The 17,223-nt window shown below is 66.6% G+C and carries 12 protein-coding genes; 9 read left to right on the top strand and 3 right to left on the bottom strand.

The features are described 5' to 3' along the window. The first annotated feature begins 383 nt into the window (after positions 1–383). The 4 genes from R5H30_RS03520 to R5H30_RS03505 all read left to right on the top strand — a co-directional run bounded on the left by R5H30_RS03520 (position 384) and on the right by R5H30_RS03505 (position 4,128). Positions 384–983: a superoxide dismutase gene (locus R5H30_RS03520; RefSeq protein ID WP_318326622.1), complete on the top strand. Its 600-nt coding sequence runs from the start codon at positions 384–386 to the stop codon at positions 981–983. A 284-nt stretch (positions 984–1,267) separates the two neighbouring features. Next, a complete protein-coding gene (locus R5H30_RS03515; protein ID WP_318326621.1) occupies positions 1,268–2,674 on the top strand; it encodes an FAD-binding protein in 1,407 nt (468 codons plus the stop codon). Then, positions 2,671–3,066, top strand: coding sequence for a DUF4383 domain-containing protein (locus tag R5H30_RS03510; RefSeq protein WP_318326620.1), 396 nt, complete (start codon positions 2,671–2,673; stop codon positions 3,064–3,066). Before R5H30_RS03515 ends, R5H30_RS03510 begins: the two co-directional genes overlap by 4 nt. Then, entirely contained in the window at positions 3,067–4,128 is a 1,062-nt protein-coding gene (locus R5H30_RS03505) for a hypothetical protein (RefSeq protein ID WP_318326619.1), read from the top strand. A 257-nt stretch (positions 4,129–4,385) separates the two neighbouring features. Here the strand turns inward: R5H30_RS03505 and R5H30_RS03500 are convergent, their stop codons facing one another. Further along, positions 4,386–4,937, bottom strand: coding sequence for an LOG family protein (locus R5H30_RS03500; protein ID WP_318326618.1), 552 nt, complete (start codon positions 4,935–4,937; stop codon positions 4,386–4,388). A gap of 131 nt (positions 4,938–5,068) precedes the next feature. Between R5H30_RS03500 and R5H30_RS03495 the strand changes: the two genes are divergently transcribed. The 3 genes from R5H30_RS03495 to R5H30_RS03485 all read left to right on the top strand — a co-directional run bounded on the left by R5H30_RS03495 (position 5,069) and on the right by R5H30_RS03485 (position 9,710). Beyond that, positions 5,069–6,709, top strand: coding sequence for a LysM peptidoglycan-binding domain-containing protein (locus R5H30_RS03495; RefSeq protein ID WP_318326617.1), 1,641 nt, complete (start codon positions 5,069–5,071; stop codon positions 6,707–6,709). An 89-nt stretch (positions 6,710–6,798) separates the two neighbouring features. Further along, entirely contained in the window at positions 6,799–8,649 is a 1,851-nt protein-coding gene (locus R5H30_RS03490) for an ABCB family ABC transporter ATP-binding protein/permease (RefSeq protein ID WP_318326616.1), read from the top strand. A 137-nt stretch (positions 8,650–8,786) separates the two neighbouring features. Then, entirely contained in the window at positions 8,787–9,710 is a 924-nt protein-coding gene (locus R5H30_RS03485; protein WP_318326615.1) for an HNH endonuclease, read from the top strand. A gap of 123 nt (positions 9,711–9,833) precedes the next feature. Here R5H30_RS03485 and R5H30_RS03480 read toward each other — a convergent pair whose 3' ends face one another. Both R5H30_RS03480 and R5H30_RS03475 read right to left on the bottom strand, forming a co-directional pair. Continuing rightward, positions 9,834–13,655 carry an efflux RND transporter permease subunit gene (locus R5H30_RS03480; RefSeq protein ID WP_318326614.1) on the bottom strand — a complete coding sequence of 1,274 codons (3,822 nt, stop codon included), beginning with the start codon at positions 13,653–13,655 and terminating at the stop codon, positions 9,834–9,836. Then, on the bottom strand, positions 13,652–14,902 hold the full coding sequence (locus R5H30_RS03475; protein WP_318326613.1) for an efflux RND transporter periplasmic adaptor subunit: 1,251 nt from the start codon (positions 14,900–14,902) through the stop codon (positions 13,652–13,654). Before R5H30_RS03475 ends, R5H30_RS03480 begins: the two co-directional genes overlap by 4 nt. Before the next feature lie 219 nt (positions 14,903–15,121). On the opposite strand from R5H30_RS03475, the gene R5H30_RS03470 reads away from it, so the two are divergent. Both R5H30_RS03470 and R5H30_RS03465 read left to right on the top strand, forming a co-directional pair. Continuing rightward, positions 15,122–15,799 (top strand): tetratricopeptide repeat protein, encoded by a 678-nt coding sequence (locus R5H30_RS03470; RefSeq protein ID WP_318326612.1) that lies wholly within the window; start codon positions 15,122–15,124, stop codon positions 15,797–15,799. A 54-nt stretch (positions 15,800–15,853) separates the two neighbouring features. Next, positions 15,854–17,218 (top strand): PQQ-like beta-propeller repeat protein, encoded by a 1,365-nt coding sequence (locus R5H30_RS03465; protein WP_318326611.1) that lies wholly within the window; start codon positions 15,854–15,856, stop codon positions 17,216–17,218. Positions 17,219–17,223 lie beyond the last annotated feature (5 nt).

Here is a 17,223-nt window from a genome sequence, read left to right as displayed (position 1 = left end):
CGACTGACGACGCGTGTCGCTAGATAAATTTTCAGGGAAAAGTAACCTGTGAGAAAACTTCCCCTGCCCACGACGTGACCATAGCGAATTTGCCACGTTCCTTAAGTGAATTGGGTCACACTTCCCATTTTTTCACTTATTGAGGGATGTTGTGTCAGGGGTATCAACCGTGAGGTGTGCCGGCAAATGGCGGTGCGAAATGCAGTGCAGAGGCGCGTCATCTAGCCATCCGCGCGGAACACGGTCGCGCCACATTGCGTTCGCCTTCAGATGCCGCGCGACACCCGGTCGGCGGCACCTGTCTCGCGCGCTCTTGACGTTTCAAGGCGTTGTGCGACATGTCAGTTGACGCGAAGCAATCCACTTGAAAAGGGGGCCCGAACATGGCTTTTGAACTTCCCGACCTTCCTTACGCGCACGATGCGCTTGCCGATCTCGGCATGTCGAAGGAGACGCTGGAGTATCACCACGACATTCACCACAAGGCCTATGTCGACAACGGCAACAAGGCGATTGCAGGCACGGAGTGGGAAGGCAAGTCCGTCGAAGAGATCATCAAGGGCACATACGACGCCAACGCGGTGGCCCAGAACGGCATCTTCAACAACGCCTCGCAATTCTGGAACCACAACCAGTTCTGGGAGATGATGGGGCCCGGTGAGAAGAAGATGCCGGGCGAGCTGGAAAGCGCGCTGACCGAAGCCTTCGGGTCGGTCGACAAGTTCAAGGAAGAGTTCTCCGCCGCAGGTGCCGGCCAGTTCGGTTCGGGCTGGTGCTGGCTCGTCAAGGACGGTGACGGATCGCTTAAGGTCACCAAGACCGAGAACGGCGTGAACCCGCTCTGCTTCGGCCAGACCGCTCTTCTGGGCTGCGACGTGTGGGAGCATTCCTACTACATCGACTTCCGCAACAAGCGCCCCGCCTACCTGTCGAACTTCCTCGACAAGCTGGTGAACTGGGAAAATGTCGCCTCGCGCCTGTGACGCGTCCTGCGCAACCCGACACGAACGCCCGGCCAATCGGCCGGGCGTTTTCGTCTGCGGCAGCCATTGGCGCGTTTTTTGACGCGGGGACTTGACCTTGACCGCCGCCAGCGTGCCTTTTTTGCAAGGGCACGGCGCGGAAGGGGATTATGACGGAACGCGACCCTCGGATCGAACGCTTGCGACTGCAGCGCGCGCGACCGCCGCGGAAGCGGCCGGCAGGCACGAGGCCGTCGCGCCGGGGCTTCTTCTTCCTCGCCGGGGCAGCACTTGGGGCCGTCGCAATGCGTGTCTGGGATCGCGGTGCCGCCTGGCAGCCGGACCGCGTGGCGGAGACGGGCGAGGGTATGTTGGACGACGCCAGCGGCCTCTCGGCGACACCGGTCTGGCGGCACGAGCGGATCACGGGGTCTCCGGCGGGGGCGGCGGAGCGCGTTGCAGGTTTCATCCAGGAGGCCGGAGACCGGCCCGTCATCGCCGCCGCGGCGCGCCACTCGATGGGGGGGCAGAGCATCGCCCGCGACGGGCTCAATCTGACCGTTGCGCAGGACTTCCTGGAGGTGACGGGTCCGGACAGCTACCGGGTCGGTGCCGGTACGCGGTGGGCCCGGGTGATCGCCGAGTTGGACGCGCAGGGGTGTTCTCCGGCGGTCATGCAGTCCAACAACGATTTTGGCGTGGCGGCGACCTTCTCGGTCAATGCGCACGGCTGGCCGGTGCCCTTCTCGGGCTGCGGCGCCACGGTGCGCAGTCTTGAGTTGATCGGCCCGGATGGCCGCAGGATGACCTGTTCGCGCGGCGAGAACGCCGAGATCTTCGGGGCTACAATGGGTGGCTATGGCCTCTTCGGCATCATCACCGAACTCGAGCTCGATATGGTGCCAAACCAGCTTCTGGAACCCGAATACCGATTGCTGCCCGCCAATGACTTCGGTCCGGCCTTCCGCGACGTATTGTACGACGATCCCGCGGTGTCGATGGCCTACGGCCGGCTCGACGTAAGCCACGCACGGTTCTTCGACGAGGCGCTGATGATCACCTATCGTCCAACACCGGAGCAGGTGGAGCTTCCGCCGGTGCAAGGGTCCGGGTGGCTGTCGCGCGCGTCGCGTCCGCTGTTCCGCGCGCAGCTGGAGAATGAGCGTATCAAAGGCCTGCGCTGGTGGCTGGAAACCGTGGCGGCTCCGCGCCTCGGCGGGCCGGTGACGCGCAATGCCCTGCTCAACGAACCGGTGGTGACGCTTGATGACCGGGATCCGGACCGGACGGACATCCTGCACGAGTACTTCCTGCCGTCCGACCGCTTCGCCGATTTCCTGTCGGTCTGCCGCCGCGTGATCCCGGCCTCCTACCAGCAGCTACTGAACGTGACCCTGCGCTACGTGCAGGCCGACACCGAAAGCCTGCTCGCCTACGCGCCGCAGGATCGCATCGCGGCGGTCATGCTCTTCTCGCAGGAAAGAACCGAGCGGGCCGAAGCGGATATGCAACGCATGACGCGACAACTGATCGACGGCGCGCTGGCGGCGGGTGGCAGCTACTATCTTCCGTACAGGCTCCATGCGACGCAGGGCCAGTTCGACGCCGCCTATCCGCGCGCGATCGAGTTTGCGCGATTGAAGCGCGACTTCGACCCTCAGGGTCGATTCTCCAACGCGCTCTGGCGGCGCTACATGGAGCATTTGGCATGACGCGCCTGCAATGGATCGCCCTGGGCTACGCGGCGGTGCTCTTCAGTGCGGCGGCGCTCAACTACGTGCCCGGGCTGACCGATCTGGAAGGACGCGCCTTCGGGATCTTCGCTCTGGATCTCTACGACGACGCGCTGCATGTCGTCTCGGGGCTCTGGGCGCTCTGGGCCGGCATCGCCTCGCACCGCGCGGCGCGGTTCTTTCTGACCTGGTTCGGCCTCGCCTACCTGGCCGACGGTTTGCTGGGCCTCGTCACCGGCGTCGGTTATCTCGACGCAGGCATCTGCCGTTTTGGCGTGCAGGATTATGGTCTTGTCTTCAAGATCCTGGCCAATGCGCCGCATATCCTGCTGGGCGGGTTCGCGCTGCTCGCCGCGCGGCTCTGGCGCTAGATGCGGGCGGCTGTCACCCTGCTGAAGCTGGCGCTGGTCGCACTGGTTTGTCTGACTCTGGCGATCGGGGGTGCCGTGGCTTGGATCGAAACGCAGTGCCACGGCGCACCGTCGCGGCAGTCGCCGGCGCGATTCATCGAGGCGCCGCAGGACCGGCGGCCCGAGGCGCGCAGCTTTCTCACCTATCCCGAATGGCACATCGTTTTTGCCTATGCCGATTACGCGCAGGTGCTGAAGGGTGGTGCGCCGCAGGATTTCGCCTACTGGCCGGCGGTTCGCGATTTCTGGCGCTCGTCCTGCGTGATGGCGGCGGAGGCGGACCGTTACGGCAGCGCCGGTCCCGAGGCGCGCCGGACGCTCTACGTCATCGGTGCAAGCTTCAGCATCGAAATGGCGGCCAAGGCGCTCTACGAGAACACGCTGGGCCGCGTGTCCTCGCTGGCCGGTTCCAATTCGGCCCAGGACGCGGTCGAGGCCGAGATGGCAAGCGTCTACGCGGAATTTCTGCAACAAGAACCCTGGTACCGTTTCGATTTCCAGGACTGGCGCGACCGGCTTTGGACGCCGCCGGTCGAGAACCCGGTGCGCGGGTGGGAGCGGCGGTTGGCACTGGGGGCGGAATGGAGCGCCAAGGCGCTCTATGCGGGGGCAATCTCGGGGGCGGTCGCGGCAACCGGCGGTGACGAAACCCGGATGCTGCTAGTCGTCTCGCGCGTCGCGCCGGACGCGATTGCGGATCTGCCGTCTGGCCGGCTGGTGGCTCCGGTGGGAGCGGCGCTTCTGCTCGATGTGCCGCGCTACGGCATCTTCACCACGACAGTACAGGCGATCGCCGCGATCGGCGGCGAATTCGTCGAGATCGCCGGCAACGACGACATTCTGGTCAGCATCCTGTCACGGGTTCCACCGCGCCTGCCGGGGACAGCGCGGTTGCTGCATGTCGTCGAGCGTTTCGACGGGCGCGACCGCTACCTGGTCGCGGTGCCGGTCGAAAGCCTCGCAGGCCTGCTGCGGACCCTGCGTTTTGGTCCGGCGCGGGTCGAACACGTCTACGATTACTGAGCCACCTGTTGCAGCCACGCCACGCCCGTCGTGGCGACTTATTTATTCCCGGGGCGCGGCTGCCTGAGCACGGTGCCGCCGGTTCCGGCGACGAGGTGTGGTCTCCGCGAGGTCCGTAGGCGCCACGCAGTCGGAGGAACAGGGCGGACCGGGAGGATCTGCTTGTGATGTCTTTTCCTGCGGCCCTGGCGCGTCAAAGCCGCGGCCGAAAGGTTGGCCAGATTCGCCGCATCCTGCGGGATTTTCGCCGATGCCGCTCAGGCAAGTGCCTCGCGCAGGGCCTCAATCGCGGCCCCGGAATCGGGCACGAGGCTGAAGTAGTCCAGAAAGCTTTCCTCTGCGAAGCCGCGGTCGACGACATGCCTGACAAGTTGCTTCAAGGGTTCCCAGTAGCCTTCTGTATTGACTAGCAAAACCGGCTTCCGGTGCAAGCCCAGCTGGCGCCATGTGAGCACTTCGAAGAGCTCGTCCAGCGACCCGGCGCCACCCGGCAGCACGACCACCGCGTCGCAATTCATGAACATCACCTTCTTGCGTTCGTGCATGGTCTCGGTGACGACGTAGCGCGTCAGGTCGGTCTTGCCGACCTCCCAGGCGACGAGGTGCTGGGGGATCACGCCGAAGGTCTCGCCGCCGGCCTCCTGTGCGGCACGCGCGACCGCACCCATCAGCCCGACATCCCCGGCACCGTAGACCAGCCGCCAGCCGCTTCGGGCCAGTTCGGCACCCAGCCGGGTCGCGTCCGCGATGTAGGCGGGGTCGGAACCGGGGCGGGAACCGCAATAGACGCAGACGGATTTTGCTGGCATCGCAAGGCTTTCGGGCAAGGGGATGATGCGCCTGACGCGCGTGATGTTTTGACCGGTGATAACGCGGCTGGTAAAAAGGCTCAACGCCCTCGCGCCTGCTCGCCGGGGGTTCCATCGGGAAGAGTGATCAGATGACAGATCAAGGGCCGCCGGCCGCACGTTGGGCCAAGGGGCTGCTGCTTGTGGGAGCCGTCGCGGCGGCGGGGCTGGCCGCCGCTTGGTTCGGCGGATTGCGCGACGCCACGCCGGACTCGCAGGCGACCGCGTTACCGGTCGACCTGGCGGGTGGCGGTGGCACCGAACCGGGTGCGTTGGAAAACGATGACGCGGTGGCGCAGACACCTTCGCAGACCGCCGCGACGCCGGGCGAGGCAAGCGATCCGGTTCTGTCAGAGACCGTGGAAACAGACGGCGCCGATGCGGAAGTGGCGGGTTCGGACCCGGAAACCGAGCAAGCGGAGTCCGGTTTGACGGATTCAGCCGCGGTCGAAACCGCCGAAGCGGGCGAGGGCGAAGACACGGTCGACTCCGCGCCCCTGATCGAGGACGTGCGGCTCGAAGCCGACGGGCTTGCCGTGATCGCCGGGCGCGCCGAACCCGGCAGCACCGTTTCGGTCGAAGTCAACGGGGTCGGCGCGACCGAGACCCAAGCCGATGCCCGCGGCCAGTTCGCCGCCATCGCGATGATCGCCCCGGACGGCAGCGCTCCGGTCCTGACGCTGACTCAGAAAGGCGCGGGCGGCACCACGTCGTCTTCCGCCGAGGTCATCCTCGCACCGGTCGGCGGTCCAAGCGCGACCGGGTCGCAAACCACGGGTGGCACCGAAGAGGTGGCGGCCCTTGCCGCGCCCGTGACCGCTTCGCCGCCGGCGCAGGATAACGCAGGCTCGGGGAACGCGCAGGAGGCCACGGCATCGAACGGCGCTATCCCCGAAACGGGCGAGGTGAGCGAAGACGACGCCGCTGCCGGATCCGCCGGAACGCAGGCCGAACCCGCTGCAACGCCGGTTGCGACGGCACGACTCCAAAAGGCAACGACGCCTCCCGCGCCATCGCAGGACGGCACGGAGTCCGTGGCGGATGCCGACGCGCCCGATGCTGCCTCGCAGGAGCCGCAGGCCCCCGCGCCGGGACAGGGCGCCGCCGATACCGTCGCGGCGGTCGCAGTTCCCGAGACCAGGCCGACGCCTGCCGAGCCCGAGGGTGCAGAGCAGATCGCGGCCGCGGCTCCTGCGCCCAAAGCGCCGGTGGCGGTTCTTAAGTCCGACGAGGACGGTGTCGAGGTGCTGCAGAACCTGCCGCGCACGCTCGAGAATGTGGTCCTCGACACCATCGGCTATTCGGAACGCGGCGAGGTGCAACTGTCCGGCCGGGCCGAGGAAAAGTCCGACGCGGTGCGGGTCTATCTTGACAACAGGGCGATCGTGACCCTGCCGGTCGATGCCGAGGGACGCTGGCGCGGCGACCTGCCGGAAGTCGACAGCGGCCTCTACACGCTCAGGGTCGATGCCGTGGACGACAGCGGCGACGTGATCAGCCGCGTGGAGACGCCCTTCAAGCGCGAAACACCGGAAGTGCTGGCCGCGGCGTCAGACGGAAGCGACGGTCCGGTGACGGCGGTCACGGTTCAGACCGGCGACACGCTCTGGGCGATCGCGCGGGGGCGGTACGGCGAAGGCGTGCTTTTCGTCAAGGTATTTGAGGCCAACCGGCAGGCTATCCGCGATCCCGACCTGATCTACCCCGGCCAGGTGTTCGACCTGCCCGACTGACCGGACCCCAGAAGGGAACGCGCGCCCGCACTGGCATGTCCGGACCGAGGGTCCTATGTAGTCAGCGACAGACCTCTCCGGACCTACGGATGCCAGCCGACACCAGCGCACAGCCAGCACAGAGACCCGAAACAGACGCCGACACGACCGCCCGCCTCAAGCGCGAGGCGCGCGCGTCGGGGCTGCGCACGATCCGCAAGGTCGCGCCGTACCTCTGGCCCGAGGACCAGCCTTGGGTGAAGCGGCGCGTGGTCTGGGCGATGTTCTGGCTGTTGGCCTCCAAGCTCGTCGCCGTGATCATGCCGATGTTCTACAAGGGCGCGGTAGATGCGCTCGCGGACGAAGGCGCGCCGATGCTGGCGTTGGGCGCCATCGGATTGACCGTCGCCTACGGCATGGCCCGGATCCTCAACGTCGGTTTCCAGCAGTTGCGCGACGTGGTGTTCACCCGTGTCGGGCAACGCGCGCTGCGGATGCTGGCGCTGGAAACTTTCCAGCACATCCACCGTTTGTCGATGCGCTACCATATCACGCGCAAGACCGGCGGTCTCAGCCGGATCATCGAGCGTGGCGTCAAAGGCGTCGACTTCCTGCTGCGCTTCCTGCTGTTCTCGATCGGTCCGCTGATCCTCGAACTGGTTCTCATCGGCATCGTGCTCGCTGTGCTCTTCGACGTCTGGTACCTCGCCGCGGTCGCGCTCACCATCGGGCTTTACGTTTGGTTCACCTTCGCGGTCACCGAATGGCGCGTGAAACTCCGGCGCGAGATGAACGACCAGGACACCGACGCCAACCAGAAGGCGATCGACAGCCTGCTGAACTTCGAGACGGTAAAGTACTTCAACGCCGAAGCGCGCGAGGCGCGGCGTTACGACAGCGCCATGCAGGGCTACGAGGCGGCGGCGGTTAAAACCAACTACTCGCTGGGGTTCCTGAACTTCGGGCAGAGCTTCTTGATCTCGGCCGGACTGATCGCGGTCATGGTGATGGCGGCATTGGGTGTGCAGGCGGGTACGCTGACCGTGGGCGATTTCGTCATGGTCAACGCCTACATGATCCAGATCACCGTGCCGCTGAACTTCCTCGGGACGGTCTACCGCGAGATCCGCCAGGCGCTGATCGACATGGGCCAGATGTTCGACCTGCTCGAGCAGCCGGCCGAGATCGAGGACGCGCCGGACGCGCGGCCACTGAAGGTAACCGGCGGACGGGTCGAGCTGGACGACGTGCGCTTCGGCTACGACCCGGCACGCGCGATCCTGAAGGGCGTCTCGATCACTGCCGAGCCGGGCGAGATGGTGGCCATCGTGGGGTCAACCGGGTCCGGAAAGTCGACGATCGGGCGACTGCTGTTTCGGTTCTACGATGTCGGTGGCGGGGCACTGCGAATCGACGGGCAGGACGTGCGCGAGGTGACGCAGGACAGCCTGCACGCCGCCATCGGCGTCGTGCCGCAGGACACGGTGCTGTTCAACGACACGATCCGCTACAACATCGCCTACGGCCGCGATGGAGCGACCGAGGCGGAAATCGAGGCGGCGGCCCGGGCGGCGCAGATCCACGATTTCATCCTCAGCCTGCCGGAGGGCTATGACACGGCGGTGGGCGAGCGCGGACTGAAACTCTCCGGCGGCGAGAAGCAGCGCGTCGGGATCGCGCGCACGCTGCTGAAGAACCCGCCGATCCTGCTGCTCGACGAGGCGACCAGCGCGCTCGACAGCGAAACCGAGACCGAGATCAAGGAGGCGCTGCGGCGCGCCGGCGAGGGCCGCACGGTGCTGACCATCGCGCACCGGCTTTCGACCATCGCCGAGGCCGACCGCATCGTCGTGCTGGAACAGGGCGAGGTGATCGAGCAGGGCCGCCACGAAGAGCTTCTGGCCCGCGGCGGACGCTACGCCCAGCTCTGGCTGCGCCAGCAGAGCGAGGATGCGGCCTGACGCAGGGGATGTGCTGTGCGTCTCTGCGACCTGACGGCCGATCGCATGACGGTTCCGCGGGTTCGGCCGACAGAAAAACGCGGTACACGGTCGCGAAAATACCTTGCACTTTCATACGATAACATTTTCCCGGACGCATGGTGAAGCTTGTCCTGATGCACAAGGCCGACTCGATATACGAGGACGAGCCGGACGTCGTCTACGATTTCCCACGCGCCTACCTCATAGCGGTTCGGGAGGGGGTCGGCGACTGGATCGTTTACTACGAGCCGGTAAAGGCTGGTCCGCGGGGGTACTTCGCGGTTGCGAAGATCGACCGGGTCATCCCGAAACCGGGGGCCGAGGGGCGATTTCTCGCCATGATTGAACCGGGCAGTTTTCTGCCTTTCGACCGCGAGGTGCCGCGGCTTCGGCTCGGCCGTCCGATGGAGGCTGCCCTGCGCGAGCCAGACGGTACCCCGAAAAAGGGAGGCGCGCTACAACTCGCCGTGCGCCGACTGCCGGAGCGGGACTTCGCGGCCATCGTCAATCGTGGGCTTCCGCAGGACCTGAAGCAGATCGAGGCGACACGTTACGATCCGCAGCGCCCCGAGATGGACGACCCGGCGGCGACTATAGAGCGTCCCGTTCTCGAACGGCTTGCCCGCAGACCTTACCGCGATATCGCGTTCCGACGGAAAGTGCGGGAAGCTTACGGTTACCGTTGTGCGATGTCCGGGTTGATGTTGCGCAACGGCGGAGACCGGCCGGAAGTGCAGGCAGCACACATACGCCCTGTGGAACATCGAGGCAGCGACTCGGTGCGTAATGGCTTGGCCTTGTCCGGTACACTGCACTGGATGTTCGACCGCGGACTGATTTCGGTGGCGGACGACTGCGAAACCATCCTTGTGTCTCACAACAAGGTGCCCGGTGAGGTCGTCAGGCGGCTCCTGTCACCGGACACCAAGCTGATCCGGCCGCGCGACGCGCGGAACGCGCCGCATCCCGACAACCTGCGCTGGCACCGCGAGAATGTCTTTGGGCGCGCAGTGTCGGACGGGCCGACGCCGGGGCGATAGCGGTGCTGCGGAGCGACCGGTCACGGAGCGGACCCTGATGGCCGCGTTTGTCGGGGGGCGCTGACCTCGCCGCGGCAGCACCGCGACTGCCCCGGGATATTTGAGAACCAGAGAGGGCTGCGTTCACTCTGCGGCGCGCATTCGCGGGCCCACTGGTAGCGGCAGGGTGTCGGCGCCATCGTCGTCGGTCCAGATAATCTCCGTGGCGCCGGCGCGGCGCGCTTCGCGCTGCAGCGCCCAGTCGCGGGCGGCTGTGCTGGCGCGGCCGAAGGAGAGACGTGCGAGCAGGCGGGCGAACCAGTGCACGTAGGTCGTGGCCCAGACCCGGACGGCGAGCATGGAGGGGGTCACGACCAGGGTCAGCACGGTGGCGATGCCGAGGCCGAAGACCACCGCGGTGGCGAGCTGCTTCCACCAGAGGGCCGTGGGGCTGTCGAAGGTGTAACCACCCTCGGCGAAGTTCAGGCTCAGGCCGATCGCCATCGGGGCGAGGCCGGCCATCGTGGTGATGGTGGTCAACAGAACCGGGCGGATCCGCGCCTGCGCGGTGCGGATGATCGCCTCGATCCGCGGCATGTAGCGGCTGTATTCCTGAAAGGTGTCGATCAGGATGATGTTGTTGTTCACCACGATGCCGGCCAGCGCGACGATCCCGGTGCCGGTCATGATGATCGAGAAGGTCTGGTTCATCACCAGCATGCCGATCAGCACCCCGGTGGTCGAGAGCACCACCGCGAGCAGCACCAGCACGGCGTTGTAGAAGCTGTTGAACTGCGCCAGCAGGATGATGAACATCAGGCCAAGTGCCGCGGAGAAGGCCGACGAGAGGAAGGCCTGGCTTTCGGCCTGTTCTTCCTGGTCGCCGGTCCATTCATAATCGACGCCGGGGGGCAGGGCGCCGCTTTCGATCCAGGTCGTCAGCGCGGCGATGCGTTCGTTGGGGGTGACCGGCACGAGGCGGGCCTCCCCGCCATCGATCGCGGCTTGCAGGTCGCGCTCTGCGGCGGCGTCGCCACGGTCGATGATCTTGTAGGCGGTGCCGTCGAGCGCGGTGACGTCGGCGTCCGTGCCGGCCGGGCGCAGTGTAGCCAGGGTCACCTCGGTCTGCGCGCCGTCCACGGTCGCGGTCTCGACCAGTTTCTGCAGTCCCGGGGCCACGTCGGCCTTGACGTCGAAGTGGCGCTTCTGGTCGACGCGCGTGATTTCGGCGAGTTTCGGCACCGGCGTGCGGGTGATGAAGTTCGACAGCGGCACCAGCCCGTCGGTGGTGCGGACCTTCAACGTGTCGAGGGTCGACAGGACGCGGTTCTCTTCGGGCAGGCGGACGCGGATCTCGATCTCCTCGTCCGAGGAGTCGACGCGCATCGTGTCGAGCAGCAGACCGCGGGTAACCAGTTGCACCATGGCGCCGACCGTGGCGACATCGGCGCCGTAGCGCCCGGCCTTGGCGACATCGACGTCGATCTGCCAGTCGATGCCGGGCAGAGGGCGGGTGTCCTCGATCAGCGTGAGGCCCGGCGTGCGTTCGAACTCGGCGCGCGCGAGACCCGCGGCCTCGGTCAGGGTCTCGAAGTCGTCGGCCATCAGGCGCAGGTGCACGGGTTTGCCGCTGGCCGGTCCGCGGTTCTGCGACAGGATCTCGATGCGCACGCCGGGCAGGGCGGCAAGTTCCTCGGTCAGTTCCGCCATCACCAGATCGCCGTCGAGGTCGGGCCGATCGGTGCGGTCTTCCCAGGGAATGGTCTCGAGCTGGATCTGGCCGATCATGTCCTTGGGTTGCGCCGCGCCGGAGGCGTCCGTGTTCAGGCCGCCCTCGCCGGCGAAGGAGAAGGCGTTCTTGATGCCGGGATGGGCCAGAACAATTTCCTCGGCCTCGCGGATCAGCGCGTCTTTTTCGTCGAGGCTGAGGTTGCCGCGGGCAAGGACGTAGACGATGGCCTGCTCGGTCTCGGATTCGACGAAGAACTCGACCCCGTTGTTGTTGTTGGAAAAGTAGATCATCACTGTGCCGACGAAGACGAAGACCGTGCCCGCGACGACGAGGGGCATGACGGGATTGCCGGCGATGAAGGCGATGACGCGCCCGAAACCGGACCGCCGGTAGCCGGCCTCGATCCGTTCCGGCGCGGGGTTCAGCAGACGCGATGCGAGCCAGCGTCCGCCGCGGCCTGCGCGGGTCAGGAGCGCGAAGGCGGCCAGCAGTGCCAGGAGAAAACCGCCAAGGCCCGCCGCGAGTGCCGCAACCGCCCCGAGGATCAGCAGGAAGACGACGAGGAAGGTCGGGATGACCGAGCCGAGGATGTCGAGCCCATCGAGGGCCGCGAAGCGGGTGCCGATGGTCTCGAAGGCCAGCGGCATCAGCAGGCCGACCAGCGCCATCGCGAGGCCTGCGAGCGGGAAGAGCGCGAGGTGCAAATACCAGCGCAGGTTTGCGATCGCGGCCATGTAGTCGGCCATCCAGCGCTCCAGCCGCCCGGTGGCGCCACCCATGACCGGCAGGTAGATCAGCGCCACCACCAGCGAGGCGGAGAGCACGAAGATCAGCGTGACCGGCAGCATGCCCATGAACTCGCCGGGCACGCCGGGCCAGAACAGCATCGGCAGGAAGGCGCAGAGCGTCGTGGCCGTCGAGGAGATGATCGGCCAGAACATGCGCTTGGCGGCCTCGACGTAGGAATGCATCGGGCCCACGCCCTCGCGCTGGCGCGCGTCGGCGTATTCGACCACCACGATGGCCCCGTCGACCAGCATTCCGACCGCGAGGATTAGCCCGAACATCACGATGTTCGAGATCGAGATGCCCATCAGCGCGAGGAAGGCGAAACAGAGCAGGAAGGAGGTCGGGATCGCGAAGCCGACCAGAAGGGCTGCCCGGATGCCCAGGGCGGCAAGCACGACGATCATCACCAGCGCCACGGCGGTGAAGACCGACCCAAGGAGCTGCTGGACCATCGAATCGACGATGCGCGACTGGTCGTTCGAGGTGCCGACCTCGATCGCCGCGCGCAGACCATCGGGCCAGTCCGCGCTGCGTTCGGCGACCAGTTCCTTGACCAGGGTGGCGGTGTCGATGAGGTTGTAGCCCTTGCGCTTGACCACCTGAAGGGCCATCGAGTTCTCGCCGTTGAAGCGCGCGGTGCCGAGACGGTCCTCGAAGGTGAGGTTGATCTTGGCGAGATCGCCCAGCGTGACCACACGGTCGCCGTTGGTCTTGACCGGCAGGTCGTAGATGTCGCGCGGCTCGTCGAAGCTCGAGGGGATCTTGACCGCGAAGGTGCCCTGCGCAGTCTCGACCTCGCCGGCGGCGATCAGCTGGTTGTTGTTCTGGACCGTGTTCAGCAGCTCGGCGGCGGTGACGTTGTAGGCCTCGAGGCGCAGCGGGTCGATCACGACCTCGACCATCTCGTCGCGGCTGCCGGCGATGCCGGCCTCCAGCACCGCGTCCATCGCCTCGAGGTCGTCCTGCAGGTCCTTGGCGATGCGGCTCATCGTGCGTTCAGGCAGGGGGCCGGTGAGGTTCACGATGATGATCGGGAATTCCGAGAAATTGATCTCGGTGATCGTGTATTGCTCGGCGCCTTCGGGGAAATCCGCCTCGGCCCGACCCATGGCGTCGCGCACGTCCGCCAGCGTCTTGGTCTTGTCCCAGCCGAATTCGAACTCGAGCGCCACGCCGGCGAAGTTTTCCGAGGCCGTCGCGGACATCTTGTCGAGCCCGTCGAGGTCGGCAAGCTCGGTTTCCATCGGCTTGACCAGCAGGGTTTCGCTGTCGGCCGCGGAAATTCCCGGGAACGGCACCGAAACGAAGAGCGCCGGGATCTCGATGTCCGGTTCGCCTTCTTTGGGCAGCGTGGTGTACGCGTATCCGCCCACGACCAACGAGAGCACGATGAAGGCCAGCACCATCCGCGCGCGGTGGGCGGCCCAGTCGACGATGCCGGTCACTGGCCGAGGTCCCTGTAGGTCGGGTCGGCCTCGACCCCGGCGATCACGTATTCCTGTCCGACCACGATGACGTCGGCGCTGTCGGGCAACCCGGTGAGCCAGACCCCCTGCGGGGTGTCGCGCATCAGGTCGACCGCGTGGAAGGCGACGATATTGCCATCTTCGATGGTCCGCACGCCAAGGCGCCCGTCGTCGTTGAGCGTCAGCGCAGATTGCGGCAGCAGGTGCGCGGAGGCGCTATCGGTCGAGATGGAAATGTCCGCGGCCTGCCCGTCGCGGATCCTGAGGTCGCTGTTCGGGACCTCGATCTCGACCCGGAAGGTGCGCGTTGTGGGGTCGGCCGAGCGCGACACGAAGGTGACCGCGCCTTCGACGAGGTCGCCCGTAACAAGGCGTGTGACGGTCTCGGCGCCGACCGAGACGCGCTTGATCTCGGCCTCGGGAACAAAGCCCACGATCTTGATCGGATCGAGCTGGATCACCGTGGCGCAGAGATCGCCCGGCTGAAGCAATGCACCAAGTTCGGCGGTATCCGTCTCCAGTAGGCCAGCGAAAGGCGCTTCGATCGTCAGGCGCTCGATTTCCTTCTCAGCCGAAGCCACGTTGGCCTGCGCCGAACGGATGCCCGAGGCCGCGGCCTCGACGCCGGCCCGCGCCGATTCCAGCGAGGACTCGGCGACCGCCAGCGCGGCATCGGCGCTGGCCACGCGGGTGGTCGAGGCGAAACCGCTGTCGCTGAGTCGGGCCGAGGCGTTCTGGTTGATCCTGGCCTCTTCGATCTGGGCCTGCGCGCGCTTGACCATCGCCTCGGCCTCGGGTACGCGCGACTGCGCCTCGTCGAGCTGCGCCCGGGCCTGTTCCAGCGACACGCCGCGCGTGCCCTCGTCGAGCTCGCACAGCAGTTGGCCGGTGTCGACCGCGGCACCTTTCCGCAACGGTTCGGAGGTTACGGTAGAGGCGGTCTCGGCCCGGACCTCGACCTGCCGCGCTGCCGCGGTCTCGCCGCGCAGGGCAACGGCGGTCTCGATCTCACGTGCCTCGGAGCGCTGGACAACGACCTTGACGAGGCCGCTGCGCGCTTCGGCGGCGGCCTCCTGCGCCAGGTCGGATTCCGGGATGGCCTGCGTGTCCGCGGGTGCGTCCGGTGCGTCCATGCCCAGCCGCGCCATCGTCTCGGGGCGCTGGAACACCCACAGATACAGCAGTGCGGACACGGTGATTGCCGCCAGCAGGGAGAAGATGCGCATCGAGGGCCCCTTGTCGTCGTCGCGTACCGTGCGCAGATCACGCGCTCGGTTCCTTGGAATATAGGAACGTTACGCTAAACCAACCAGTTCAGATTAGCTTTTTCTGCAGTGCGGGGCAATTCCGCCGAGTGCGACCTATCCGCCGCCCGGCGCCACCTCTTGGCTTGGCCGTCCCGCCGCGGTAAGAGGGGCGCCAACCGGGCGGCAAGGCAGGGCAGTATGAGCAATTCCGACAGTTTCATCGACGAGGTCAACGAAGAGGTCCGCCGAGACCGGCTTTTCGCGCTGATCCGGCGCTATGGCTGGATCGCGGTGCTTGTCATCGTGCTGATCGTGGGCGGTGCGGCGTGGAACGAATATCGCAAAGCCCAGAATCGTGCCGCCGCCGAGACGCTAGGCGACGATATCCTGGCCGCGATGGGCGAGGAGGATGCCGGGCTGCGGGCGCAGGCTCTGGGCGAGACGCCGGCAGAGACCCCCGAAGCACGGGCCGTCCTTGCTTTGCTGACCGCCGGCAGCAGCGCCGAGGCCGAGGAAACCGGTCAGGCGGTCGCCGAACTCGACAGCGTGGCGACAGACGGCGACGTGCCCGAGATCTATCGCCAGATCGCTGCCTTCAAGGCGGTGGTCATCCAGACAGATACCCTGCCGCCCGAGGAATTGCGCCAGCGTTTCGAGGCCCTTGCGCAGCCTGGCTCTCCGCTGCGCCTGCTTGCCAACGAGCAACTTGCCCTGCTCGATATCCGCGAGGGAAATACCGAAGCGGCGCTGGACCGTTACAATGCGATCCTGCAGGACGCGGAACTGTTCGGAGACTTGCAACAAAGAGCGTTGCAGGTGATTGTTGCGCTGGGCGGAACACCCGAACTGAACGGCGTGTCTGAACCGGCCGAGTGATGCGCGGGCCTTGGCCGGGGCGACCCTAACGATTTGGACAGAGCGAGCAGGGCCATGATTGCAGTTTCCGAGAACACCGCGGGCGGTGCGCAGAAGTTTCTCGGCCTTGCCGGGCTGGCTGCGGCCGTGCTGCTTACGGCATGCACCGAGCCGGACGTGATCCTGCCGGGCAAGCGCGAGGACATCCGCTCGGTGCTGCAGGAACCCGATCCGTTCGCCGAGGAAACCGCCGCCAGCCGCCAGAACTTCAGCCGTCCGATCTCGCTGCCCGGGTCCCGGGTCAATGCAAGCTGGCCCCAGGCCACGGGGACGCCAACCTACCGAGTTTCACATGCGGCGCTGTCCGCGACGCCGCGCCTGATCTGGTCGGCCGATATCGGTGACGGCGACAGCCGGCGCCAGCGCATCACCGCCGATCCGGTGGTCGAGGGCGGGCGCATCTTCACGCTCGATGCCGGCACCATCGTCACAGCGACCTCAACTTCCGGGCAAACCCTCTGGACCCGTGACATCCGGCCCGCGGGTGAGCGCGCGGGCTTTGCCACCGGCGGCGGTCTCGCGGTCAACAACGGCACGCTTTACGTCAGCCAGGGATACGGGGTGCTGGTGGCGCTCGATGCCACGACGGGCGGCGAACGCTGGCGCCAGAAGCTCGACGCCAGCGGATCGGGAACGCCGACCGTTTTCGGCGACCTTGTCTATCTGACCGCCGGGGATGACACCGGCTGGGCGGTGCGCACCGCGGACGGAAGGGTCGAGTGGCAGATCGGATCGGTCAACGATATCGACAACGTGCTCGGCGCTCCGGCGCCCGCCATCGGAGGTGATCTCGCGATCTTCGGCTTCGGTTCGGGCGACGTGCAGGCCGTCTTCCGGCGTGGCGGGCTGCCGCGCTGGGATGCCGCCGTGCTGGGCGAACGTTTTGGCAGGGCTTCGGGCGAGGTCGGCGACGTGACCGGCTCGCCGGTGATCGTCGGCAACCGTGTCTATGTCGGCAACCAGTCGGGCCGCATCGTGGCGCTCAACCTCGGCTCGGGTGAACGGATCTGGACCGCACGCGAAGGCGCGGTCGGCCCTGTTTTCCCGGCCGGCGACAGCCTCTTCGTGATCTCCGACATCAACGAGCTTTTGCGGCTCAACGCCAGTGACGGCAGCCGGGTCTGGGGCGTGGAACTGCCCAATTTCACCCGCGAACGTCCGCGCAAGCGCTTCGAGGTCTACGCCCACTACGGTCCGATCCTGGCCGGGAACCGCATCGTCGTGTCCGGTAACGACGGGGTGTTGCGCTTTTTCGATCCGCGCGATGGCCGGCAGGTCGGCGCCGTCGAGGTGCCGGGCGGCGCGACCACGGCGCCCGTCGTTGCCGGCGGCACGCTTTACGTCGTCTCGGCCTCGGGCCAACTGCTGGCCTATCGCTGAGGGCT

The sequence above is a fragment of the Roseobacter sp. FCG-D35 genome (assembly GCF_033436665.1).
GTDB lineage: Bacteria > Pseudomonadota > Alphaproteobacteria > Rhodobacterales > Rhodobacteraceae > JAWQFO01.
The sequence above is the reverse complement of the archived record's forward strand: the minus strand, read 5'-3'. Positions and strand labels throughout refer to the sequence as shown.

Coding starts and splice junctions, on each gene's coding strand:
- R5H30_RS03520 (WP_318326622.1), top strand. CDS start 384: ATGGCTTTTGAACTTCCCGACCTTCCTTACGCGCACGATGCGCTTGCC.
- R5H30_RS03515 (WP_318326621.1), top strand. CDS start 1,268: ATGCGTGTCTGGGATCGCGGTGCCGCCTGGCAGCCGGACCGCGTGGCG.
- R5H30_RS03510 (WP_318326620.1), top strand. CDS start 2,671: ATGACGCGCCTGCAATGGATCGCCCTGGGCTACGCGGCGGTGCTCTTC.
- R5H30_RS03505 (WP_318326619.1), top strand. CDS start 3,067: ATGCGGGCGGCTGTCACCCTGCTGAAGCTGGCGCTGGTCGCACTGGTT.
- R5H30_RS03500 (WP_318326618.1), bottom strand. CDS start 4,937: ATGCCAGCAAAATCCGTCTGCGTCTATTGCGGTTCCCGCCCCGGTTCC.
- R5H30_RS03495 (WP_318326617.1), top strand. CDS start 5,069: ATGACAGATCAAGGGCCGCCGGCCGCACGTTGGGCCAAGGGGCTGCTG.
- R5H30_RS03490 (WP_318326616.1), top strand. CDS start 6,799: ATGCCAGCCGACACCAGCGCACAGCCAGCACAGAGACCCGAAACAGAC.
- R5H30_RS03485 (WP_318326615.1), top strand. CDS start 8,787: ATGGTGAAGCTTGTCCTGATGCACAAGGCCGACTCGATATACGAGGAC.
- R5H30_RS03475 (WP_318326613.1), bottom strand. CDS start 14,902: ATGCGCATCTTCTCCCTGCTGGCGGCAATCACCGTGTCCGCACTGCTG.
- R5H30_RS03470 (WP_318326612.1), top strand. CDS start 15,122: ATGAGCAATTCCGACAGTTTCATCGACGAGGTCAACGAAGAGGTCCGC.
- R5H30_RS03465 (WP_318326611.1), top strand. CDS start 15,854: ATGATTGCAGTTTCCGAGAACACCGCGGGCGGTGCGCAGAAGTTTCTC.